Source organism: Kineococcus aurantiacus (assembly GCF_013409345.1).
Lineage (GTDB): Bacteria > Actinomycetota > Actinomycetes > Actinomycetales > Kineococcaceae > Kineococcus > Kineococcus aurantiacus.
Window position 1 is genome coordinate 3,095,399 of sequence record NZ_JACCBB010000001.1, and the last position, 22,533, is coordinate 3,117,931.

Here is a 22,533-nt window from a genome sequence, read left to right on the forward strand (position 1 = left end):
GCACCGGTCCGGGCGGACCGGGCGGGGGCGGCGGTTCGGACCGGGACCGTGCGGCGGGACAGCGGGTGGGGCGAGGCCATGGGGGAGTGCGCTCCGTCCGTCGGGGGGTTCGTGACGGAACGTAGGTGATCAGTGCAGACGTTGTAAATGGTGGGACGGTGAACAACCCGTGGGACGGGTGGGGCGGGATCACCCCGCGGCGGGGGGTCCGTCCTCGCGCAGCACGTACAGCTTGACGCTGAACGCGCGCTTCACCTCGGTCGAGACCAGCCGGTAGTCCTGGTCCAGCAGCCGCTTCGTCTCCCGGTCCGCGGGCGTCCTCGCGACCACCGGGCCGACCCCGCCGACGACCCAGACCCGGCCCACGCCCGCCAGGTGCCGCCACAGCTGCGGGGCCTCCACGGTCGTGCCCACCAGCGTGGCCGACTCCGTCGCCGACCGCTCCAGGGCCACGTCGTCCAGGCCCGCGAAGGCCTGCGGGTACAGCTGGGTCAGGACCCGGTAGCGGTACTCCCCGTCGGGCAGGAAGAGCAGCCCGTCCCCGGGCTCGGCGTGCGCGGCGACGTACTCCGCGGTGCCGCGCAGGTCCTCGGCGTGCCCGATGGTGGGGGAGCGGAAGACGAGCTGCATGTGCAGCCCGGTCACCGTCAGCGCCGCCACCAGGGCCGCCGCCGTCAGCGCCGCGACCCGCGCCCGCACCGCCACCGTCACCGCCGCGGCCAGCAGCAGGCACGTGCCGGGGGCCACGAAGACCAGGTAGCGGGTCGTCCAGAACGGGGTGACCTGCGAGACCACCCACAGCAGCGGCCACGGCAGGACGCCCCACGCGGTCCCCACCAGCACCAGCCGCCGGGCCCGGCCCCGCCACCAGGCCGCACCCGCGGCCAGCGCCGCCAGCACCAGGGCCACCGGCGAGGACCCCAGGGCGAACACGACGTGGCTGCCCAGCTCCTCCAGGGTCGGCCGGCGCAGGAAGGCGACCTGCCCGCTCTGGGCGTCCTGGGCCAGCAGCAGCGGCACCGACAGCACCACGCCGGTGCCCGCGGCCACCGCGGCCCGCCACAGCACCCGCCGGCCCGAGGCCAGCGCCCAGGCCGCGTGCGCGACCAGCACCAGGGCCGCGACGGTGTTGAGCGCCACCAGCACCGGGACCGACAGCGCGTACGCGACCCACCAGGGCCCGCGCCGGCCCGCGCCGCCCGCCGTGCCGCTCGCGGCGTCGCCCGCCGGGGTGCCCGCGCGGACCAGCAGGTAGGTCGCGGCCGTGGCCACCAGCGTCGCCAGCGCGTACGGCCGGGCCTCCTGCGCGTACCGGCTCACGAACGGCATGGCGACGAACAGGGCCGCGGCCGTGGCGCCCGTCAGGCGCGCGGTGCCGGGCCCGACGGCCGGCGCGGCCAGCCGGCGGCCCACCCCGAACAGCAGCGGCGCGGTCAGCGCCGCGGCCACCACCGACGTCCAGCGGGCCTGCGCGACGTCCACGCCGGCGCCGAACAGGGCGTGCGTCAGCAGGTAGAACGGGGCGTGGACGAGGTCCACGTGCTGCACCAGCGCCCAGATCTGCTCCGTCGTGCGCGAGGAGACCGCGACCGTGACCGCCTCGTCCCGCCACGGGCTGGGCGTGCCCACCCGCCAGGAGAACACCGCGAGGGCCACCACGACCGACCCCAGGCCGACCAGCAGGTCGACCGGCGGGCGGGACGCCCGCCGCACCCGCGCCGCCGCCCGGGGCGGCTGCCCGGGACGACGGCGCGCGCTGGGGACCCCGGTCGCGGTGGCGCCGGGCCGGACGGGCGTGCTCGACAGGGTGACCTCGCTCGGTGGTGCGCTCGGTGGTGCGCCGGGGTGGGGCTCTCTCAGAGGGGCAGCTTGCGGAACACCGGGGCCGGGACGTGGCGCAGGGCGGACATCACCCAGCGCATCGGCTCGGGGGCCCAGACGGTCTCCTTGCCGGTGCGGACGGCGTCCACGGCCACCTCGGCGACCTGCTCGGCGGACACGGACAGCGGGGCCGTCTTGAGCCCCTCGGTCATCTTCGTGTGCACGAAGCCGGGCCGCACGACGACGACGCGGACGCCGCTGGGCCGCAGGGCCTCGCGCAGCCCCGTGAAGAAGGCGTCGAAACCGGCCTTGGAGGAGCCGTAGACGAAGTTCGAGCGGCGCGCGCGCTCCCCGGCGACGCTGGACAGCGCCACGAGGACGCCGTGCCCCTGGGCGCGCAGCCGGGCGGCCAGGAGGACGCCGAGGTTGACGGGGGCGGTGTAGTTGACGGTCGCCACCCCGACGGCGGCGTCGGCGTCCTGCCAGGACACCTCGTTGTCGCCCAGGATCCCGAAGGCCAGGACGGTCACGTCCACGTCCCCGGCGGCGAAGGCCTCCTCCAGGACGGCGTCGTGGCCGGCGAGGTCGGTGGCCTCGAAGTCGACGGTGGCGACCTCGTGGCCGCGGCGGTGCAGCCGCTGCACGGCCTCGTCGCGGCGGGCGCCGGGGCGGGCCGCCAGGGTCACCCGGAGCGGGCGGTCGGGGCTGAGCCGCTCCACGATGGCCAGGCCGATGTCGGAGGTCCCGCCGAGCAGCAGGACCGAGCGGGGGTTGCCGAGGGCGTCGATCACAACGATCGACCCTAGCAACGCGCGCGGGGACCTCCCCGCCCCCACCGATAGCCTCGCGCGGTGCAGGGGGTTCTCACCGGGTTCGTGGTCGTGGCGAGCCTGGTGGCGGTGGGGTACGCCCTGGGCCGCGCGGGCGTCCTGGGACCGGCGGGCCAGACGGTCGTCTCCCGGCTGGTCTTCTTCGTGGGGTCCCCGGCGCTGCTGGTGCAGACGCTGGCCGACGCCGACGTGCACGTCCTGTTCTCCGGGCAGCTGCTCGTCGCCGCCGGCGGGGTCCTCGTGACCCTGGTGCTGTGGGTCCCGGTGGCGGTCCTGCGGTGGCGGCTGCCGCGCGGGGAGGTCGTCGTCGGCGGGCTGGCCGGCTCCTTCGTCAACGCCGCCAACATCGGCCTGCCCGTCGCGGCGTACGTGCTGGGGGACCTGACGGCCGTGCTGCCGGCGATGCTGCTGCAGATGGTCGTGCTCGCCCCCGCCGCGGTGGCGCTGCTGGACCTGTCGGGGCGCTCGGGCCGGGTCGGCCTCGCGGGGCTGCTGGTGCCGCTGGCCAACCCCGTCCTGCTCGCCAGCGTCGCCGGGATCGCGCTGTCGGTCACGGGCTGGTCGCTGCCGACGGCGCTGTCGCAGCCGCTGGGGCTGCTGGCGGGGCTGGCGGTCCCCGGGGCGCTGCTGGCCTTCGGCCTGTCCCTGCACGGGCGCGAGGGCCGCGGGTGGCGCGCGCCGCCGGTCCTGTACGCCAGCGCCCTGAAGGCCTTCGTGCAGCCGCTGGCGACGTGGCTGGTGGCGCGGGCGCTGGGCCTGCCGGACGCGGCCGTGTACGCGGCCACCGTGGTGGCGGCGCTGCCGACGGCGCAGAACGTCTTCACCTACGCCGTGCGCTACGAGGTGGGCCGCGAACTGGCCCGGGACTCGGTGCTGGTGACGACGGTCCTGCTGGCCCCGGTGCTGCTGCTGGTCAGCGTCCTGCTGCCGCACTGACCCCGCACCGTGCTCGACCACTGCCGTGATCGAGCACTGCCGTGGTCGAGCGCTCAGGTGGCCCGGCTCACCTGCGCCAGGCGTCCCAGGCGCTGGTGACGATGTCGTGCAGGCTCTTCGTGGCGTGCCAGCCCAGCGTGCCGGTGATGCGCTCGACGTCGGCGACCAGGCGCGGCGGGTCCCCGGCGCGGCGGGGCTCCACGACGGGCTGGACGTCGACGCCGGTGACCTGCCGGACCTCGGCGAGGACCTCGAAGACCGAGGCGCCGGTGCCGGTGCCGACGTTGAACGTGTCGAAGGGGCGCTCGTCCTGGGCCAGGTGGTCCAGGGCCGCCAGGTGGGCCTGGGCCAGGTCCAGGACGTGGACGTAGTCGCGGACGCAGGACCCGTCGGGGGTGGGGTAGTCGTCGCCGAAGACCGACGGGGCCTTCCCGGCGTCCAGGGCGGAGAAGACGATGGGGATGAGGTTCATGACGGCCGTGTCGCCCAGGTCGTCCCAGCCGGCGCCGGCGACGTTGAAGTAGCGCAGGTTCGCCGCGCGCAGGCCCCACGCGCGGGCGGCCGCGCGGGTCATCCACTCCCCGACGAGCTTGGTCTGGCCGTAGGGGTTGATGGGCTCGGCGGGCCCGTCCTCGCGGACGACCTCGGTGTCGGGGGCGCCGTAGGTGGCGGCCGAGGAGGAGAACACCAGCTTGCCGACGCCCGCGGTCTCCATGGCCTGCAGCAGGTTCGCCGTGCCGCCGACGTTCTGCGACCAGTACCGCGCGGGCTTGGCGACCGACTCGCCGACCTGCTTGCGCGCGGCGAAGTGGATGACGGCGTCGACGTCGTGCTCGGCGAAGGCCGCCGCCAGCGCGGGCGCGGCGGCGTCGGTGGCCAGGTCCAGCTCCACGACGGGGGCGTCCCCGACCCGCTCGGCCCGCCCGTTGGACAGGTCGTCGACCACCACGACCCCGGTGCCGCGCTGCTGCAGCAGCCGCACCACGTGGGACCCGATGTACCCGGCACCGCCCGTCACGAGAACGCTCATGCCGCGACCCTACCCACCCGCCCCCGCCGGTCCCGTAGGTTCGCCCCGTGCTCAGACTCACCAACACCGTGCAGGCGTACGCGTGGGGTTCGACGACGGCGGTCCCGCAGCTGCTGGGCCGTGAACCGGACGGCACGCCGCAGGCGGAGCTGTGGATCGGCGCGCACCCCTCGGCGCCCTCGCGGGTGGGGGACCGGGGGCTGGACGAGCTCATCGCCGCCGCCCCCGCCGAGTTCCTCGGCCCGGGGCAGGAGCGGCTGGGGTTCCTGCTGAAGGTCCTCTCGGCCGCCGCGCCGCTGTCGCTGCAGGCCCACCCCGACGACGCGACCGCGGCCCGCCGCTTCGCCGAGGAGGAGGCCGCGGGGGTGCCGCTGGACGCCCCGCACCGGCTCTACAAGGACACCTCGCACAAGCCGGAGCTGCTGTTCGCCCTGGAGCCGTTCGCGGCGATGGCCGGTTTCCGCTCACCCGCCGCGGCCCGGGAGCTGCTGGCGGGCCTGGACCTGCCGGCGCTGCCGCCGCGGCCCCGGGAGCTGTTCGACGCGCTGCTGGCGGCGCTGGCCGGGCCGGAGGCGCTGCGGGAGGCGACGCGGCTGCTGCTGACCGCCCCCGCGGAGGCGGTCGGCCCGCTCGTGGAGGCCGTCGCCCCGGCGTGCGCCGGGCTGGAGGACTCGTCCGCGCGCTGCGTCGTGGACCTGGCCGCCGCCCACCCCGGCGACCCCGGCGTCCTGGTCTCGGTGCTGCTGAACCAGGTGCGGCTGGCCCCGGGGGAGGCGCTGTACCTGCCCGCGGGCAACGTCCACGCCTACCTGGAGGGCACGGGCGTGGAGCTCATGGCCAGCTCCGACAACGTCCTGCGCGGCGGCCTGACGACCAAGCACGTCGACGTCGCCGAGCTGCTCGACGTCCTGGACTTCCGCGAGCTGCCGCCGCCGCTGCTGCCCCCCGAGGTGGTCTCCGAGGACGAGCTGGTGTTCTCCCCGCTGCCGGACTTCGCCCTCACCGTCCTCACCGTGGGCCGCGAGCACGTGTGGGAGCGGGCGGTCCCGCGCACGGTGCTCGTCCTGGAGGGGTCGGTGACGCTGTCCTCGGCGGCGGGGACCGTGGAGCTGGGCCGCGGCCAGAGCGCCTTCGTCACGGCCGCCGAGCACCCCGTGGGCGTCAGCGGGTCGGGGCGGCTGGCCGTCGCGTCGCCCGGGACGCCCGCCGGGTGAGCAGGTGCAGCAGCGCGCCGATCGCCAGCAGGACCGCGGCGCGCAGCCACACCCCGGCCTCCTGCTGGGTCAGCAGCGCCACGCACGCCACGACGCCCAGCACGGGCAGCGCGGTGGGGGCGCGGAAGTGCCGGTGCCCGACGCGGTCGCGGCGCAGCACCAGCACCGCGACGTTGGTGCTGATGAAGACGACGAGCAGCAGGAGGACGACCGTGGCGGCCAGCGTCGCCAGGTCACCGCTGAGCACCAGCGCCATGGACACCAGCGTCGTGACGACGATCGCGACCCACGGGGTGCGCCGCCCCGGCAGCAGGCGGCCCAGCACGGGCGGCAGCAGCCCCTCGGTGGCCATGCCGTAGGTCAGGCGGCTGCACATGATGGCGGTCAGCAGCGCCCCGTTGGCGACGGCGATGAGCGCCACCAGCGAGTACAGCCAGCCCGGCAGGCCGACGTCGGCGACCCGCACGACCTCCAGCAGCGGCCCGCTGGACCCCTGGACCTGTTCCGGCGCGACGGCCGTGGACACGGCCAGCCCGACCAGGACGTAGACGACGCCGGCGACGGCCAGCCCCCCGAACAGGGCCCGCGGGTAGGTGCGGCCGGGGTCGACGGCCTCCTCGGCCACGTTCGCCGACGTCTCGAACCCGACGAAGGAGTAGAACGCCAGGACGGCCGCCGCGAGGACCCCCGCGACGGGGGAGTGGTCGGGGGAGAACTCCAGGACGCGGCCCGGGGAGCCGTCGCCGCGGCCCAGCACCACCGCGGCCAGCGCCACGACCAGCAGCAGCCCGCCGACCTCCACGACGGTCATGACGACGTTGGCCCGCAGGGAGTCCTTGATGCCGCGCGCGTTGAGCAGCGCGACGAGGACGAGGAACACCAGGGCCGCCGGGAGCGGCGGGACGTCGACCAGGGCCCCCAGGTAGTCGCCGGCGAACGCCAGGGCCAGCCCCGCCACGCTCGTCACCCCGGCCGCGAGCATGGAGAAGCCGACGAGGAACGAGACGACCGGGCGGCCGAAGGCGCGCTGGGCGAAGACGGCCGCCCCGCCGGCCTTGGGGTACTTCGTCACGAGCTCGGCGTAGGAGGACGCCGTCAGCAGGGCCAGGACGAGCGCCACCAGCAGCGGCACCCAGATCGCCCCGCCGACCTCACCGGCCAGCTCCCCGACGAGGGCGTAGATGCCCGCGCCCAGGACGTCGCCCAGGATGAACAGGAACAGCAGCTTGCCGCTGATGGCCCGCCGCAGGGTGGGGGGCGCGTCCGCCGAGGTCGTGGTGCTCACGCAGGGGCCCTACCCCCCTGCCGGTCTGGGCAACCGCAGCGACCGCGGCGACCGCGAGTGCACCGTCAGCGCCGGTCCTCCCGGGGCCGGTCCCACCGGTCCCCGTGCAGGGCCCGGGCCAGGACGGGGGCGGCCAGCAGCATCACCAGCAGCCGCAGCACCTGCACCGACAGCACGAACGTCGCGTCCGCCCCCGACCCCACGGCCGCGGCCAGCACCGCGTACAGCCCGCCGGGGGTCGTGGCCAGGTACGTGTCGAGGGTCGGCAGCCCCGTCGCGCGGGACAGCGCCAGCCCCAGCGCGGCGCTGCCCGCGACCCCGACGACGATGAGCGCGAACGCCGCCGGGAGCACCCGGGCGACCGTGGCCAGGCTGGTGCGGGTGAACCGCAGGCCGATCTGCAGGCCGACGAGCGCGTACGCGACTTGCTGCAGCGGGTCCGGGACCCCCGAGCCGCCGGTCAGGCCGCTCAGGGAGGCCAGCGCGGCCAGGGCCAGCGGACCCAGCAGGGTGTGCGCGGGCAGGTGCGCCCTGCGGCCCAGCCACGGCCCGGCCACCCCGCACACCACGACGAGGACCAGCCCCACCGGCCAGTCCTGCGGGGCCGTCACCTCCGCCGCGGCCCGCACGCCGAACACGAGGTTCAGCACCACCGGCAGCGACAGCACCACCAGCAGCACCCGCACGTACTGCACGACGGCCACGACGCGCTCGTCGGCGCCCAGCTGCCGGGCGATGGCGACGAGCCCGCTGGCCCCGCCCGCGACCAGGGCGAACGCCCCCGTCACGGCGTCGACGTCCCGGTGCCGGCCCAGCAGCCAGCCCGTGCCCAGGCTCAGCGCCAGCGTGCCGAGGGTGACGGCCAGCACGGGCAGCCAGTGCTCGCCCAGCGCCGACAACGTCGACAGCTGCACGAGGGTGCCGATGGTGACGCCCACGACGGCCTGCCCCGCCGTCCCGGCCCGGGCCGGCAGCCGCACGGCCTCCCGCGCGACGAGCGCGTCCACCAGCCCCACCGCCAGCCCCGCGAACAGGGCGGGGGAGGGCAGGCCGAGGCGGCGCAGCAGCAGGGTCGCGACGACGGTGGCGAGGACCAGGACGAGGACGTGACCCGCGCGGCGCACTACGCCGCGAGGGTGGCCGTGGTGCGCTCGGCGGCGAGGACGCGCTCGGGCAGCGCGGCCAGCGACGGCGTCACGACGACCGACCCCGTCCGCGCCCACGCCGCCAGCGGCCCGCGCACCACGTCCGCCGGGCCCACGTCGGTCAGCAGCCGCACCCCCGCCGGCCACGCCGCGCCCGCCTCGGTGGCCGCGGTCAGCACCGCCGGGTGCGCGATGGTCGACCCGTCCGCCAGCTCCAGGGCCGGGTCCTCCCGGCCGGGCGCCTCCAGCGGGGAGTACGTGTCGCCGTAGCCCGTCACGACGCGCGCGTAGTCCAGGGCCCCCGCGGGGACCTCCGCGCCGAAGTCCACCGCCAGCGGCGCCAGGGACACCGCGATCCGCTCGGCCGAGCCCCCGCGCCGCAGCGCCTCGGTCGAGGAGGAGACCAGGACGTCGGCGGGTGCGTCCGCGCCCAGGCGCACCGCGGCCCCCGTCGACCACACCGCGAGCTGGAACACCAGGGTCCGCCAGTGCGTCGGCAGGTCCAGCGCCACCACCGACCCCGGCCCCACCTCGAACTCCTCCTCGAGCAGGTTGGCCGTCTTCGACACCCACGTCGCCAGGACCCGCGCCGACAGCTCGACCCGTTCACCGCTGCTCGCGTAGTCGCTCGCGTACCACGTCAGCCGCGGGGCGGTGGGGTCGTCGTCGAGCAGTCGGCGCAACACGGGGAGCACGGCGTCACTGTAGGTTCTCCCGGCGTGAGCGACGAACGGCGCGACGCCGCCTGGACCTGGGGAACGCGCCGGCACGGGGGCCCGGGGGTCCGCATCGTTGCGACAACGCTGCCGGTGAACGGCAGCGTTGTCGCAACGATCCGAACCCCCGCCGCGCCCCCCGGGTCCGCGGCGTGAGCGAGGCCCGCCCGCACGCCGCAGGGGTCCTCCTGACGCGCGTGCCCGTCGTGGCCGCCGCGGCCGTCGCCGCCGTCACGGCCGTCGCCGTCCCCCTCGTGCTGCTCGACCTGTGGACCCCCGCCGTCGCCGTCCCCGTCGCCCTCGTCGCCGCCGCCCTCGCCGGCCGGCTCGCGTGGGGGACGCCCGTCGTGGCCGCCGGGCGCTGGTCCGCCGGGGGCAGCGCCGCCCTGGCCGTCGCCGCCGGGGCGTGGGCGGCCCTCACCCACGCCGAGCACGTCGTCCTGCGCCGCGACGCCGGGTCCGTGGCCCTGTACGCCCACCAGCTCGCCACCCACCACGGGCTGCCCGTCGACGCCTCCCTCGACGCCCTCGGCGGGGCCGCGGCCCTCGCCGACCCCAACCTCACCGTGGCCTCCCCGGCCTTCTACGAGGTCGGCGACCACGTCGTCCCGCAGTTCCTGCTCGGCGCCCCCGCCCTGTACTCCCTGGGGGAGTGGGCCGGCGGGTGGACGGGGATGTTCCTCGTGCCCGCCGTCCTCGGCGCCCTCGGGGTGCTCGCCGTCGCCGGGTTCACCGCCCGCGTCGTCGGCGCCCGCTGGGCCCCGCTGGCCGCCGGCGTCCTCACCCTCGCCCAGCCCGTCCTGCACGCCAACCGCTCCACCTACTCCGAGCCGCCCGCGCTGCTCGTGCTCGTCGGCGCCGCCTCCCTGCTCGTCGCGCTGCTGCCCGCCACCGGCCGCACCGCGGCCCGCCTCGGCGGCGGGGCCGGGCTGCTGGTGGGGGCCTGCGGCCTCGTGCGCATCGACTTCCTGCGCGAGGTCGCCGTCCTCGTCCCCGTCGTGGCCGTCCTGCTCCTGGTCCGCCACCCCGGGGCGCGGGCCCTGGCGGCCGGCACGGGGCTCGCGTCGGCGTTCGCGGTCGCCGCGGCGCTGCTGACGTCCCGGCCCTACCTGGCCACCATCGCCGGGTCGCTGCTGCCGCTGGTGGCGGGGCTGGTGTTCCTCACCGCCGTCTGCGTCGTCGTCGGCCGCCTCGCCCGGGGCGGGTTCCTCGCCCGGCGGCGGTGGCTGACGTCGGACCGGCTGCCGACGGTGCTGGCCGGGCTGCTGGCCCTCGTCCTGCTGGTGCTGGCCAGCCGTCCGCTGTGGCTGGTCGTGCGGCAGGACCCCCAGGACCCCGGCAGCAAGCTCGTCGCCGGGCTCCAGCTGGCCCAGGGGCTGCCCGTCGACGGCGGCCGCACCTACGCCGAGCAGTCCGTCACGTGGATCGCCTGGTACCTGGGCTGGCCGGCCGTCGCCCTCGCCGGGGCCGCGGCCGTGGTCCTGCTGCCGCGGCTGGTGCGGGGGGTGCAGGGGCACAGCCCGCTGCCGTCGTGGACCGCCCCGTACGTCGTCGCGCTCGGCTCGACCCTGCTGACGCTGTACCGGCCCGGCATCACCCCCGACCACCCGTGGGCCGACCGGCGGTTCGTCGTGGTCGTCCTGCCGGCCGTCGTCGTGCTGTCGGTCGCGGCCTGCCGCTGGGTCGTGGACCGCTACGCCCACCAGCGCCTGACCCGGCTGCGGGTGGCGATCGCCGTCGCCCTGCTCGTCGTGCCCGCCGCGGTCGCGACGGCCCCGCTGGCCGCCGCGCGCACCGAGGTCGGGGAACCGGCCGCCGTCGCGCGGGCCTGCGCCAGCTTCCGGGAGGGGGACGTGGCCCTGGCCGTGGACCCGCGCTCGCGCAACGAGTGGCCCCAGCTGCTGCGCGGGACGTGCGGCGTCCCGACCGCCTCGGTCGTGGTGCCCACGTCGCAGGGCCGCGCCGGGACGGCGGACTACTGGGCGGCGCTGCGGACCGCCGTCGACCGCGCGGCCGTCCGCGTCCGCGCCGCCGGCGGCACCCCCGTCCTCGTCGCCGCCGGGGGCGACACCGACCCCGTCGAGGTGCTGGAACGGCTGGGGGCCACCGGGGTCCGGACCGTCGCGTCCCGCCGCGTCGCCGAGGACGAGCGCGTCCTGACCGAACGGCCCGACGGGTTGCAGCGCCTCGACGTGCGGCTCGTCACCGGCGTGGCGCCCTGACCCGCCCGCCCGCCGCTCAGGTGGCGGGTGGGGGGACCGATGGGACCGGGTGCGGCCGACCCCCGGCCGCGCTCTGGACCCGGGAGGACCCCGTGCCGCGTTCCCTGCGCGACCTGCGCGTCAGCGTCAAGATCATCGCGAGCTTCGCCGTCGTGTGCGTCCTGCTCCTGACGGTCGCCGCCGTCGGCCTGGTGCAGCTGTCGCAGGCCCAGGAACGCCTGCGGGTCGTCAGCGAGCAGAGCGTGACCGGTCAGCAGACCCTGGGCCAGGTGCGCACCCAGTACCAGCGCGCCACCAAGGACCTGTTCGCCACCGCGCTGGCCCCCTCGGACAAGGCGGAGGCGACCTTCCGGGAGACCCTCGCGGACGTGCGGGCCACCTGGCAGGAGTTCCGCGACTCCGAGCCGCAGGTGCCCGCCGAGCAGCTCGACGCCGTCGACGACGCGCTCGCGCAGTACGCCGCGGGCACCGAGGTCCTCATGGCGCTGGCGGTGAGCGGGAAGCAGGCCGAGCTGATGGCCACCCGCAACGACGAGTCGATCCCCGTCGCGCAGGGCGGCATCGGCGCCTCGACCACCAACGACGACCTGCAGGCCGTCCAGGACACCTTCACCGCCGACGCCGCGCGGGACGCCGCCGCCGGCAAGGCCGCCTACGAGCGGGCCCGCGCCCTGCTGATCGGCGTCGCGGTCCTGGCCGTCGCCCTCTCCGTCGCGCTGTCGTCCTTCATCTCCCGCTCCATCGCCGGGCCGCTGGACCGCACCCGCCGGGTGGCCGAGGCGCTGGCCGCCGGCCGCCTGGACGAGCGCGTCGAGGTGACCAGCGACGACGAGGTCGGCCGGACCGCGCAGGCGCTGAACACCGCCCTGGACCAGGTGTCGTCCACCATCGCCACCATCGGGTCGAGCGTGGCGGGTCTGCAGGGCGCCTCCGGCACGCTGACCTCGGTGGCCGGCCGCCTGTCCAGCGGTGCGGCGGAGTCCTCCGCGCAGGCCGACGTCGTGCTGCTGGCCTCCGGCGACATCGCGACGAACGTCGGCACCGTGGCCGCCGCGGGCGACCAGATGAGCGCGGCGATCCGCGAGATCGCGGCCTCGACCGCCGACGCCTCCCAGGTGGCCTCCTCCGCGGTCGCCTCGGCCGAGGGCGCCCGCGCCACCATCGAGCGCCTGTCGGTGTCCTCCCGCGAGATCGGCGACGTCGTCAAGCTCATCACCTCCATCGCCGAGCAGACCAACCTGCTCGCGCTGAACGCCACCATCGAAGCGGCCCGGGCCGGGGAGATGGGCAAGGGCTTCGCCGTCGTGGCCGGGGAGGTCAAGGAGCTGGCCCAGCAGACCGCCCGGGCCACGGAGGAGATCGTGGGGCGGGTCAACGCCACCCAGACCGACGCGGCCTCGGCGGCGGCGGCGATCACCGAGATCACCGAGGTCATCGCCCGCATCGACGGGCTGCAGGCCACCATCGCCGCGGCGGTGGAGGAGCAGTCCGCGACCACCAGTGAGATGGTCCGCAACGTCACCGAGGTCTCCAACGGCTCGCAGGAGATCACGAGCAACATCTCCGGCATCGCCGCGGCGGCCACCCGCACCACCGCCGACGCCGACGCCACCCGCGCCGCGGCCGGTGAGGTCTCCGGGGCGGCCGAGCAGCTGCGCGCCGCGGTGGGCGCCTTCCGCCTCTGAACCACCCCGCGCCGGTCGAGGACGTCCCCGACCGGCGCGGCCCGGCCGCTGAATCCCGTGGCGACGGGAGGTCTGCACCTGCGACGGTCGATCCCGACGGGATCGCAGCACCGCGGACGACAGGAGCAGCCGTGCCCGAGAACCCCTCACCCCGCCTGGACCTGCGGTCCGGGCCGCAGCGCGTGTTCGCGCACCTGCTGGTGAACACCGCCGTCGTGAGCGTCGTGAACTACACGGTCTGGTTCGCGGTGACGTTCTGGGTCTTCCTGCAGACCCGGTCCGTCTTCGCCACCGGCACCATCGCCGGGATCTTCGTCGTGGCGACCGCGGCCACCGGCGTCTGGTTCGGCAGCCTCGTCGACCACCACCGCAAGAAGGCCGTCCTGCAGGGGTCGGCCCTGGTCTCGGCCGCGCTCCACGGGGTGAGCCTGGCCGTGTACCTGCTGACGCCCGCCGGGGAGTTCTCCGACGTCGCGTCCTGGCGGCTGTGGCTGTTCGTCGTCCTCTGCATGGCCGGGGTCGTCGCCGGGAACCCGCGCGGCATCGCGATGCCCACGGTCGTGACGCTGCTGGTCCCCGCCGGTCTGCGCGACCGCGCCAACGGCCTCGTCGGGACGGTGACGGGCACGTCGATGCTCGTCACGTCCGTCCTCAGCGGCGTCCTCGTCGCCTCCGGCGGGATGCTGCACGTGCTCGTCCTCGCGCTCGTCGTGCTCGCGGTCTCGGTCCTGCACCTGGCGCGCGTGCGGGTGCCCGAGGGACGGCCCGGACCGTCCCCGCAGGACCCCGGCGGGGTCGACCTGCGCGGGACGTGGCGGCTGGTGCGGGGGGTCCCCGGCCTGCTCCCGCTCATCGTCTTCAGCTGCTTCAACAACCTCATCGGCGGCGGGTTCATGGCCCTCATGGACGCCTACGGCCTGTCGCTGGTGTCGGTGCAGGCCTGGGGGTTCCTGTGGGGCGCCCTCAGCGCCGTGATGATCGTCGGCGGGCTGCTCGTCGCGCGCCTCGGGCTCGGCTCCCGGCCGGTGCGGCTGCTGCTGCTCGTCGACGCCGTCGCCTGGACCGCGACGGCGCTGTTCCCGCTGGCCCACTCCGTCGTGACGCTGACCGTCGCCATGGCGGTCTTCATGCTGCTCATGCCCTTCGCCGAGGCCGCCGAGCAGACCGTCCTGCAGCGGATCGTCCCCTACGAGCGGCAGGGCCGCGTGTTCGGCTTCGCGCAGAGCGTCGAGCAGGCCGCCGCCCCCGTCACGGCGTTCCTGGCCGGCCCCCTCACGCAGTTCCTCGTCGTGCCGTTCATGACCGACGGCGCCGGGGCGCGCGCGATCGGCGGCTGGTTCGGGACGGGGCAGACGCGCGCCATCGCGCTCGTGTTCGTCGCCACCGGCCTGGCGGGGCTCGCGGTGACGCTGCTGGCGCTGGTCAGCCCGCAGTACCGGGCGCTGGCCCGCTCGTACGCGGGGCGCGCGCCGGAGCGGCGGGACGTTCCCGTGGGCGGCTGAGGGTCCCGCCCCGCGGCGGCGGGCGCCGTCACCGGGGCGGCCCGGCGGCCCAGCGCATCGAGAACGCCCCCGCCAGCCCGTGCCGCGCGGGGGTCGCCAGCACGGCCCGCAGGAGGCTGTCGCGCACCCCGCGCGGCACGGCGGGCACCGGCCGGCCCAGGCGCGTGTTGGCCCCCGCCTGCCACGCCGCCCGGCGGGCCGTGGCCAGCCGGCGCCGCTGGAAGGCCACCAGCTCGGGCACGCCGGCGAGGTCGCGGCCCCCGCCGGTGCGCAGCTCCCGCACGAGCAGCGGGGCCAGCTCGCGCGCGTCCAGCCAGCCCAGCGTCATGCCCTGCCCGCCGATGGGGCTGATCTCGTGCGCCGCGTCCCCCAGGACGACCCGGCGCGCGTGGACCATGCGCCCGGCGATCCGCCGGCGGACGGTGAAGGCGCTGACCATCGAGCGGGTGCCGACGTCGAGCACCGCGCCGGTGCGTCGGGCGACGACGTCGGCCAGCCGCTGCGCCTGCTCCTGCCGCCCCGGCGTCGGCACCGGTCCGCGCCCGGTGTGCGCGACCCAGCGGCGCACCCCGCCGGGCAGCGGGAACGACTCCACGACGCCCTCGGGTTCGAGGTGGACCACCGCCGTCCCGGCGTCGGCGGTCGTGTCGGCGAAGTCGCCCATGAGGTAGCTGTCCGGGTACCGGTGCACCGGGGCCGCGGTCCCGGTGAGCGCGCGGTCGTCGCCGTGCGCGCCGCCGGCCGCCACGACGACCCGCGCGGTCCACGTCTCCCCGTCCGTCCCCGGGACCCCCTCGGCGCCGGTGGGACGCACCAGGACGTGCACCGGTCCCGGGCCCGCGTCGTGGACCTCGACCACCTCCCGCCCCGGGCGCAGCGCCCCGGGGGCCAGCTGCGCGAGACGTCCGCGCAGCACCGCCTCGGTGCGCTGCTGCGGCAGCGTCAGCACGAACGGGTTCTGCGGCCAGGCCCGCTCGAAGGTCAGCGAGCCCAGCAGCCGGCCCCGGCTGCGCGCCTGGCCGGTGTGCACCCGCACCCCGGCGTCCACGACCGCCTCGCGCACGCCCACCGCCCGCAACGCCTCCAACGCGGGCGGGTGCAGCCCGATGGCCCGCGAGTGGGTGCTGGGCTCGGGCCGGCGCTCCAGGACGGCGACGTCGACGCCGTGCTGGGCCAGCAGCGCGGCGAGGAAGAGCCCCGTGGGCCCCCCGCCGACGACGAGCACCTCGCAGGCCGGCACGTCAGCCCACCCCGTCGGGGGCGGGCCCGTCGTCGAGGAGCAGGTTGCGGGCCGGCCACGGCCGCTCGACGCGCCACCCTGGACCGGCCGCCGCGGCCAGCTCGGCGGGGGTGTAGCTGCGCCGGATCGAGGTCAGCCCGTCCTCGTGGACGAACGAGCCCGACGCCAGCGGCCGGGTCCCCACCCGGAACAGCCGGTAGGCCCAGGCGCCGCGGGCGATGTCGCTGTGCGCGACGCGGGCGCGGGCCAGCGCCCGCGAGTCCGCCAGCAGCGCGCGCAGGGCGGCCTCGTCGAGGTGGTGCAGGACGTGGTTGGACACGACGACGTCGAAGCGGCGGCCCTCGGCGACGAGGTCGCCGCTGCCGGCGCACCGGAACCCCACCCCCGGCACCGGCGGCTGCCGGGTCGCCCAGGCGTGCGCGCGCGGGTCGGGGTCGATGCCGGTGACCTCCACGCGGCGCCCGTCGCGGCGGGCCCAGCGGGCCAGCGCCCGCGCCAGGTCGCCCCCGCCGGAGCCGACGTCGAGGACCGTCGTGACGCGGTCGGCGCGCAGCAGGGGCCGCACGTGCCGGCGGTAGGCCCACTGCCAGCCGGCCACGACGGCGTTGACGGCGCGGAACTGCGCGTAGGTGCGTTCCAGCGCGGCCAGGTCGCAGCCGGGGTCGTCCATGAGCTCGACGGCGGTGCGGTCGCGCACGGTGAGGTCGGGGACGGCGAGGCCGGGCACCCTCACCGGGCGCCCGACAGCTCGAGGTCCGCCGCGGTCGGCGCGGTCCCGGCCGCGGTGACCGGGGAGCCGACCCGGGTGAACAGGCCCGACTCCACGGTCAGGCCGGGCCCGAAGGCCATGGCGCACACCCGCTCACCCGCCCCGGCCCGCGCGAGGACGTCGCGCAGGACGAACAGGACGGTGGCGCTGCTCATGTTGCCGAAGTCGCGCAGCACGTCGCGGGAGGGGCCCATCTGCTCGGCCGTCAGCCCCAGCGCCGTCTCCACCTTGTCGAGGATGCTGCGCCCGCCGGGGTGGACGGCCCAGTGCTCGACGCCGCGGTGGGTGCCGCGCAGGGAGGCGTCCCGGGCCAGCAGCGGGGTCAGCGCGGACTCCACGTGCTCGTCGATGATGTGCGGGACGTAGGAGCCGAGCACCATCTCGAAGCCGTGGTCGCCGATGCTCCACGCCATCGCCTCCTCGCCCACGGGCGTCAGCAGGGTGGCGAAGTCGTCCAGCTGCAGCGCCGGGGCGGGCCCGAGGTCGCGGCCGGTGACGACCGCGGCGGCGGCGCCGTCGGCGAACAGCGAGGCCCCCACGACGGTGTCCTGGTCGTCGCGCACGCGCACGTGCAGCGTGCACAGCTCGGCGGCGGCGACGAGGACGACGGCTTCGGGGTCGGCGCGGCAGATCGCGGTGGCCTGCCGCAGCGCGGGGAAGGCGGCGTAGCAGCCCATGAACCCCACGTGGGTGCGCTGCACGGACGGCTGCAGGCCGAGGGCGCGCACGATCCGGTAGTCCGGCCCGGGGGAGTGGAAACCGGTGCAGGAGGCGGTGACGACGTGGGTGACGTCCCCGGGCCCGACCCCGGCGCACCCGGCCAGGGCGGCCCCCGCCGCCTCGACGAACAGCCGGTCGGCCTCGCGGGCGTAGACGGCGTTGCGCACCCCGGTGCCCGGGTCGAGGATCCGGCCGGTGGCGGGGTCGAGGAAGGCGGTCGCCGCGGTGGCGCCGGGGGCGAGCTCGGGCAGCACGGTGTGGCGGCGCTCGATCCCGGAGGCGTTGAACGCCGCGGCCGCCAGCCGCGCCCCGAGCCGGCTCAGGCCGGGCTGGGCGGTGAAGAGGTCGCGCACCTGCCGCTGGTCGAGGGCGGTGGGGGGGACGGCGACCTCGATGGACCGCACGGTGACTGCCATGGCCTCATCAGACGCCAGCCCCGACCGGTGCGCGACGCGGGGTCGAACGACCGGCCCGGCGGCTACCCCGGCGGCTGCCCCGGCGGCTGCCCCGGCAGGGTCGCGCGCGAGCACCGCGTGACGTACTCCAGCTCCAGCGACCCCGTCGCGGCCAGCCGCGCCCGGGCCTGCGCCCGGACGTCGGCGAGGACCTCCTCGCGCCGCTGCGGGCTCAGGGCGATGACCCACGACCGCGAGCGCGTCAGGTCCAGCAGCGACTCCACCGTCACGGGGTCCGACCAGCGCACGTCGTAGCGCTCCACCGGGCCGAAGGGGGGACCGACGCGGGGGGCCAGGCTGCCGAGCTGCTCCTCCCCGGGGCCGGGCAGCAGCCGGTCCAGCTGCGCGATCCAGTCGACGCCGGCGTCGCGCACGTTCCACAGCAGCCCCAGCCGGCCGCCGGGCCGCAGCACGCGCGCGACCTCGGGGGAGGCGGTGGCGGGGTCCACCCAGTGCCAGGCCTGCGCCATGAGGACGACGTCGACGCTGCCGTCGGGCAGCGGGATCGACTCCCCGGTCCCGTCGAGGACCTCCACGCCGGGCAGGACCTTCGCGAACTGCTCGCGCATCCCCGCCGCGGGCTCGACGGCGACGACGTCGAGGCCGCGGGCCACGAGCGAGCGCGTCAGCTTCCCCGTCCCGGCGCCCAGGTCCAGCACCCGGCGCGCGCCCGCGGGCAGCAGCCAGTCCAGGGCCTCGGCGGGGTAGCTGGGGCGCGCGCGGTCGTAGACGTCGGCGACGGCACCGAAGGACCGGGCGCGGTCGCCGACCCGGTCTCCGGTGGTCGGGGGCTGGCTCATGCCCGCCATGATGCCGCCCCCGTGCCGCCCGCTCCGCGGTCCCCGGGCAGGGCCCCGTCCGTGGGTAAGCTCACCCCGCCATGCCTGTCGAAGATGAGGTCCAGCCCTTGAGCGGACCGGCGCCCGTCGCCACCATCGTGCTGCCCTGCTACAACGAGGAGGCGCACGTCCTGCTGGAGGTCCAGCGCATCACCAAGGTGATGGACGACGACGGCATGCCGTACGAGCTGCTCGCCATCGACGACTGCTCCACCGACGACACGTTGAAGGTGCTGCGCTCGGTCGAGGCCGACTACCCGCACCTGCGCGTCGTGGGCTTCCGCCGCAACGGCGGCTCCGGCACGGTCCGCCGCATCGGCACCCAGATGGCCCGCGGCGAGATCGTCGTGTGGACCGACGCGGACATGTCCTACGAGAACGAGCGCATCCCCGAGCTGGTCCGGGTCCTGCTCGAGGACGACTCCTACGACCAGGTCGTCGGAGCGCGCACCACCGAGGAGGGCACCCACAAGGCGCTGCGGGTGCCCGCGAAGTTCGTCATCCGCAAGGTCGCCGAGGTCCTGGCCCGCCAGCGCATCCCGGACCTGAACTCGGGGCTGCGGGCGTTCCGCAAGTCGGTGTCGCTGCCGTACCTGCGGCTGCTGCCGGCCGGTTTCTCGTGCGTCACGACGATCACGCTGTCGTTCCTGTGCAACCAGCACGACATCAAGTACGTGCCCACCAGCTACGCCAAGCGCGCCGGGACGTCGAAGTTCCACTTCACCAAGGACGCCTACCGCTACATCCTGCAGGTGCTGCGGATGATCATGTACTTCGAGCCGCTGCGGGTGCTCATGCCGCTGGCGCTGTTCCTGTTCGGCCTCGGTTTCGTCAAGGGCGTCGTCGACATGTTCCGGCACGCCTTCTACTTCCCGGCGAACACGGTGCTGCTGCTGGTGTCCGGGCTGCTCATCGGGGCCGTCGCGCTGCTGGCCGACCTCGTCGTGCGCTCGCGGGACAGCGCGTGAACGCCCCTGCGCGCCGCCGGGTGGCGGTGGTGGGCCCGGCCCACCCCAGCAAGGGCGGGATCGCCGTCCACACCACCGAGCTGGCCCGGCACCTGGCGCAGGACCCCGCCGCGGACGTGCGGCTGGTCTCCTGGAGCAAGCTCTACCCCGAGCGGCTCTACCCCGGCGAGGTGCAGCTGCCCGACGCCGTCCCCGAGGTCCCCGAGTTCGAGCCCACCCTGCGGCCGCTGTCGTGGTCCTCGCCGGCCTCGTGGTGGTCCACGGGCCGCCACCTCGCCGAGGCCGACCTCGTCGTCCTGGCCCACGTCGTGCCGCTGCAGGTCCCGGCGCTGCTGACGGTCCTGGCGGCGATGCGGTCGGCGCGCTCGGCCGCCCGCACGGTCGTCGTGGCGCACAACGTCCTGCCGCACGAGCCGAACCCCGGCGACGAGCTGCTCGTGCGCCGGCTGTTCGCCGCGGTCGACGGCGTCGTCGTGCACTCCGACGCCCAGGCCGCCCTGGCCCACGCCCACGGCGCCCGCCGCGTCGTGCAGGCCGACCTGCCGCCGCACCTGCCCGGCGGGCCGCGGGTCGACGCCCCCGCGGGGTCCCGCGTCCCCCGCGACGGCGGGGTCCGGCTCCTCAGCCTGGGCGTCGTGCGCGAGTACAAGGGCCTGGACCTGCTGCTCGAAGCCCTCGCCGAGGTCCACCAGCGCGGTTTCGACGCGCGGCTGACCATCGCCGGGGAGCTGTGGGGGGCCGCCGGCCGCCGCGTCCGCGAGCTCGCCACCGCCCCCGGCACCCGCGGGCACGTGCAGCTGCGCGAGGGCTACGTCCCGGCCTCCGAGATCGCCGGGCTCATGGCCGCCCACGACGCCGTCGTCCTGCCCTACCGGTCCGGGACGGCGTCGCAGAACGCGCTCCTCGCCTTCGCCCACGGCCTGCCCGTCCTGGCCACCCGCGTCGGGTCCTTCCCCGCGCAGGTGCGCGACGGCGTCGACGGCGTCCTCGTCGAACCCGGCAGCGCGCAGGCGCTCGCCGAGGGCGTCCTGCGGATGGCCGACGGTGGCCTGAAGGCCTTGCGGGACAACGTGCAGGCCCCCGACCTGGACGCCCCCTGGGACGCCTACGCCGCCGCGCTCGACGAGGCCGCCGCGGGCGGGACGGCCGCCGCCCCGCCCGGCGGGAAGCTGCTGGCCGTCGCCAAGCGCGGCGCCGAGCACGCCCTGTGGGCGCGCGTCGGCGTCCAGCGCCGCGTGGGCGAGCGGCTCGCGCAGCGCCGCCTCGGCCTGGCCCCCGCGGACCGGCCCGTCCCCTCCGGCGTCCCCCGCACCGGCGTCCTGCACGACACCGCCGAGGTCGCCGACGCCGTCGCGCAGACCGCCCGGCTGCGGCTGCCCGCGCACCCGGACGCCCCGAAGAACTGGGACGCCCTGGGCGCCGTCGCGGCCGTCCTGACCCTCGCCGACGACGGCTCCCGCACCGCCCGCGTCCTGGACGCCGGCTCGGCCCGGTACTCCCCGGTGCTGCCGTGGCTGCGCCTGTACGGCCTGGGCCGCGAGAAGGGCTCCCTGGCGGGCATCAACCTGGAGTTCGGCGCCACCGTCCACCGCGACGGCGTCGAGTTCCGCCGCGGCGACGTCACCGACACCGGCCTGGCCGACGCCTCGCTGGACGCCGTGACCTGCATGTCCGTCATCGAGCACGGGGTCCCCGTCGAGGCCTTCCTGGCCGAGACCGCGCGCGTCCTGCGCCCCGGCGGCGTCCTGGCCCTGTCCACCGACTACGACCAGGACCCGCCGGACACCACGGGCGTCACCGCCTACGGCGCCCAGGTGAAGATCTTCTCCCCGGCCGACCTGCGCGACCTCGTGGCCGTGGCCGCCCGCCTGGGCCTCGACCTCGTCGGCGAGCTCACCGACGAGGTCCTGGCCCACCCCGAGCGGCCCGTGCACTGGAAGCGGACCGGGCTGGACTACACGTTCGTCCTGCTGACGTTCGTGCGGCGCTGAGGGCCGGTGCTCTCCCGCGCCCTGGGGGTCCTGCGCTCACCCGTGCTGCGGGTCGGGTTCCTCGTGGTGGCCCTGGCCCTCGCGGTCGCGTACGTCGTGCGCGACCGCGCCGCGATCGCCGACGCCTGGTCCCGCCTCGACGCGGTGTCGGTGCTGCTGGCGCTCGTGCTGTCGCTGGCCAACGTCGCGCTGTCGGGCGCGTCCTGGCGCGCCGTCCTGGCCGACCTCGGCTCCCCGCTGCCCGTCGCGGCCGCCGCCCGGGTGTTCTTCGTCGGCCAGCTCGGCCGGTACATCCCCGGCACCGTCTTCCAGTTCGTCGCCCAGGCTGAGCTGGCCCGCGACCACGGCGTGCCGCGCCGGCGCACCGGCTCGGCGCTGGCGGTGGCGCTGCTGGTGTCCATGACGACGGCGTCGCTGCTGGTCACCGGGGTCCTGCCGCTGGCCCTGCACGGCCGGCGCCTGCCCGGCTGGGAGTGGACCGGCTGGCTGGGCTGGCTCACGCCGCTGCTGCTGGTGCTGCTGGTCCCGCGGGTCATCAACCCGCTGCTGCGGGTGCTGCTGCGGCTGGCCCGGCAGGAACCCCTGGAGCACCGCGTCACCCTGCGCGGGCTGCTGGCCTCGGCGGGCTGGGCGCTGGCGTCCTGGCTCGCGGTGGGGCTGCAGGTGTTCGTCCTGACCCGCGCCGTCGGCGTGGACTGGTCGGCGCCCTCGACCCTGGCCCTGGCCGTGGGCGGGTACGCGCTGGCCTGGACGGTCGGGTTCCTCGTCGTCCTGGCCCCGGCCGGGGCGGGCGCGCGCGAGCTGGTGCTGGGCGCCGTCCTCGCCCTGGCCACCGGGTCCGGCGCGGCGGCCGTCGTGGTGCTGGGCTCGCGGGTGCTGCTGACGGTCTCGGACCTGCTGCTGGCCTTCACCGCCCTGGCCGGGCACCGCGCCCGCGCCGGCCGCACCCCGTCCTGACCCAGGAGCGCTCGACCCCCGAAGTGCTTGATCACCGAAGTGCTTGATCACCGAAGTGCTTGATCACCGAAGTGCTTGATCACCGAAGTGCTTGATCACCGAAGTGCTTGATCACCGCGGGCGTCCCCACCTCCCCGTGATCAAGCACTGCCGTGATCAAGCACTTCCGGGCCCCATAGGCAGGTGTCGATCTGATCACGAAGAGCAG

The 22,533-nt window shown here is 76.4% G+C and carries 18 protein-coding genes; 8 read left to right on the top strand and 10 right to left on the bottom strand.

The features are described from left to right. Nucleotides 1–189: 189 nt before the first annotated feature. Both BJ968_RS14975 and dprE2 read right to left on the bottom strand, forming a co-directional pair. Complete coding sequence (locus tag BJ968_RS14975) at nt 190–1,713, bottom strand: hypothetical protein (RefSeq protein ID WP_179753155.1); 1,524 nt, start codon at nt 1,711–1,713, stop codon at nt 190–192. 143 nt (nt 1,714–1,856) lie between these two features. Then, nucleotides 1,857–2,612: a decaprenylphospho-beta-D-erythro-pentofuranosid-2-ulose 2-reductase gene (gene dprE2 / locus BJ968_RS14980; protein WP_179753157.1), complete on the bottom strand. Its 756-nt coding sequence runs from the start codon at nt 2,610–2,612 to the stop codon at nt 1,857–1,859. Nucleotides 2,613–2,672: 60 nt separating this feature from the next. Between dprE2 and BJ968_RS26735 the strand changes: the two genes are divergently transcribed. Next, on the top strand, nt 2,673–3,587 hold the full coding sequence (locus tag BJ968_RS26735) for an AEC family transporter (protein ID WP_179753159.1): 915 nt from the start codon (nt 2,673–2,675) through the stop codon (nt 3,585–3,587). Between the two features lie 67 nt (nt 3,588–3,654). Here BJ968_RS26735 and galE read toward each other — a convergent pair whose 3' ends face one another. Beyond that, on the bottom strand, nt 3,655–4,617 hold the full coding sequence (gene galE / locus BJ968_RS14990) for a UDP-glucose 4-epimerase GalE (RefSeq protein WP_179753161.1): 963 nt from the start codon (nt 4,615–4,617) through the stop codon (nt 3,655–3,657). 47 nt (nt 4,618–4,664) lie between these two features. On the opposite strand from galE, the gene manA reads away from it, so the two are divergent. After that, complete coding sequence (gene manA / locus BJ968_RS14995; protein WP_179753163.1) at nt 4,665–5,831, top strand: mannose-6-phosphate isomerase, class I; 1,167 nt, start codon at nt 4,665–4,667, stop codon at nt 5,829–5,831. On the opposite strand, the gene BJ968_RS15000 is transcribed toward manA, so the two are convergent. The 3 genes from BJ968_RS15000 to BJ968_RS15010 form a co-directional block, all read right to left on the bottom strand. Continuing rightward, a complete protein-coding gene (locus tag BJ968_RS15000) occupies nt 5,779–7,116 on the bottom strand; it encodes an amino acid permease (RefSeq protein WP_179753165.1) in 1,338 nt (445 codons plus the stop codon). The two genes, manA and BJ968_RS15000, sit on opposite strands and share 53 nt — an antisense overlap. Nucleotides 7,117–7,181: 65 nt before the next feature. Beyond that, complete coding sequence (locus BJ968_RS15005; protein WP_179753167.1) at nt 7,182–8,240, bottom strand: AbrB family transcriptional regulator; 1,059 nt, start codon at nt 8,238–8,240, stop codon at nt 7,182–7,184. Continuing rightward, nucleotides 8,240–8,956: a TIGR03089 family protein gene (locus BJ968_RS15010; RefSeq protein WP_179753169.1), complete on the bottom strand. Its 717-nt coding sequence runs from the start codon at nt 8,954–8,956 to the stop codon at nt 8,240–8,242. Before BJ968_RS15010 ends, BJ968_RS15005 begins: the two co-directional genes overlap by 1 nt. A gap of 173 nt (nt 8,957–9,129) precedes the next feature. Here BJ968_RS15010 and BJ968_RS15015 point away from each other — a divergent pair, with 173 nt between their 5' ends. The 3 genes from BJ968_RS15015 (at nt 9,130) to BJ968_RS15025 (ending at nt 14,386) form a co-directional block, all read left to right on the top strand. After that, entirely contained in the window at nt 9,130–11,199 is a 2,070-nt protein-coding gene (locus tag BJ968_RS15015) for a hypothetical protein (protein WP_179753171.1), read from the top strand. A 92-nt stretch (nt 11,200–11,291) separates the two neighbouring features. Continuing rightward, nucleotides 11,292–12,884 carry a methyl-accepting chemotaxis protein gene (locus BJ968_RS15020; protein WP_179753173.1) on the top strand — a complete coding sequence of 531 codons (1,593 nt, stop codon included), beginning with the start codon at nt 11,292–11,294 and terminating at the stop codon, nt 12,882–12,884. 131 nt (nt 12,885–13,015) lie between these two features. Continuing rightward, the gene (locus BJ968_RS15025; protein WP_343078054.1) at nt 13,016–14,386 is read left to right on the top strand and encodes an MFS transporter; all 1,371 of its coding nucleotides are present in this window, start codon (nt 13,016–13,018) and stop codon (nt 14,384–14,386) included. A gap of 28 nt (nt 14,387–14,414) precedes the next feature. Here BJ968_RS15025 and BJ968_RS15030 read toward each other — a convergent pair whose 3' ends face one another. The 4 genes from BJ968_RS15030 to BJ968_RS15045 all read right to left on the bottom strand — a co-directional run bounded on the left by BJ968_RS15030 (nt 14,415) and on the right by BJ968_RS15045 (nt 18,379). Continuing rightward, nucleotides 14,415–15,626: an FAD-dependent oxidoreductase gene (locus BJ968_RS15030; protein ID WP_179753175.1), complete on the bottom strand. Its 1,212-nt coding sequence runs from the start codon at nt 15,624–15,626 to the stop codon at nt 14,415–14,417. Between the two features lies 1 nt (nt 15,627). Continuing rightward, nucleotides 15,628–16,359, bottom strand: a complete 732-nt coding sequence (locus BJ968_RS15035) for a class I SAM-dependent methyltransferase (RefSeq protein WP_343078055.1) — start codon at nt 16,357–16,359, stop codon at nt 15,628–15,630. Next, entirely contained in the window at nt 16,356–17,531 is a 1,176-nt protein-coding gene (locus BJ968_RS15040) for a type III polyketide synthase (RefSeq protein ID WP_179753177.1), read from the bottom strand. The genes BJ968_RS15035 and BJ968_RS15040 overlap by 4 nt, the downstream gene beginning before the upstream one ends. A 62-nt stretch (nt 17,532–17,593) precedes the next feature. After that, nucleotides 17,594–18,379: a class I SAM-dependent methyltransferase gene (locus BJ968_RS15045; protein WP_425491501.1), complete on the bottom strand. Its 786-nt coding sequence runs from the start codon at nt 18,377–18,379 to the stop codon at nt 17,594–17,596. A gap of 71 nt (nt 18,380–18,450) precedes the next feature. Between BJ968_RS15045 and BJ968_RS15050 the strand changes: the two genes are divergently transcribed. From BJ968_RS15050 to BJ968_RS15060, 3 genes are read left to right on the top strand one after another with little or no spacing between them, the layout of a single operon-like run. After that, nucleotides 18,451–19,377, top strand: a complete 927-nt coding sequence (locus BJ968_RS15050) for a glycosyltransferase family 2 protein (RefSeq protein ID WP_179753181.1) — start codon at nt 18,451–18,453, stop codon at nt 19,375–19,377. Further along, complete coding sequence (locus tag BJ968_RS15055; protein WP_179753183.1) at nt 19,374–21,368, top strand: glycosyltransferase; 1,995 nt, start codon at nt 19,374–19,376, stop codon at nt 21,366–21,368. Before BJ968_RS15050 ends, BJ968_RS15055 begins: the two co-directional genes overlap by 4 nt. 6 nt (nt 21,369–21,374) lie before the next feature. After that, a complete protein-coding gene (locus BJ968_RS15060; protein ID WP_179753189.1) occupies nt 21,375–22,325 on the top strand; it encodes a lysylphosphatidylglycerol synthase domain-containing protein in 951 nt (316 codons plus the stop codon). Nucleotides 22,326–22,533: the final 208 nt, after the last annotated feature.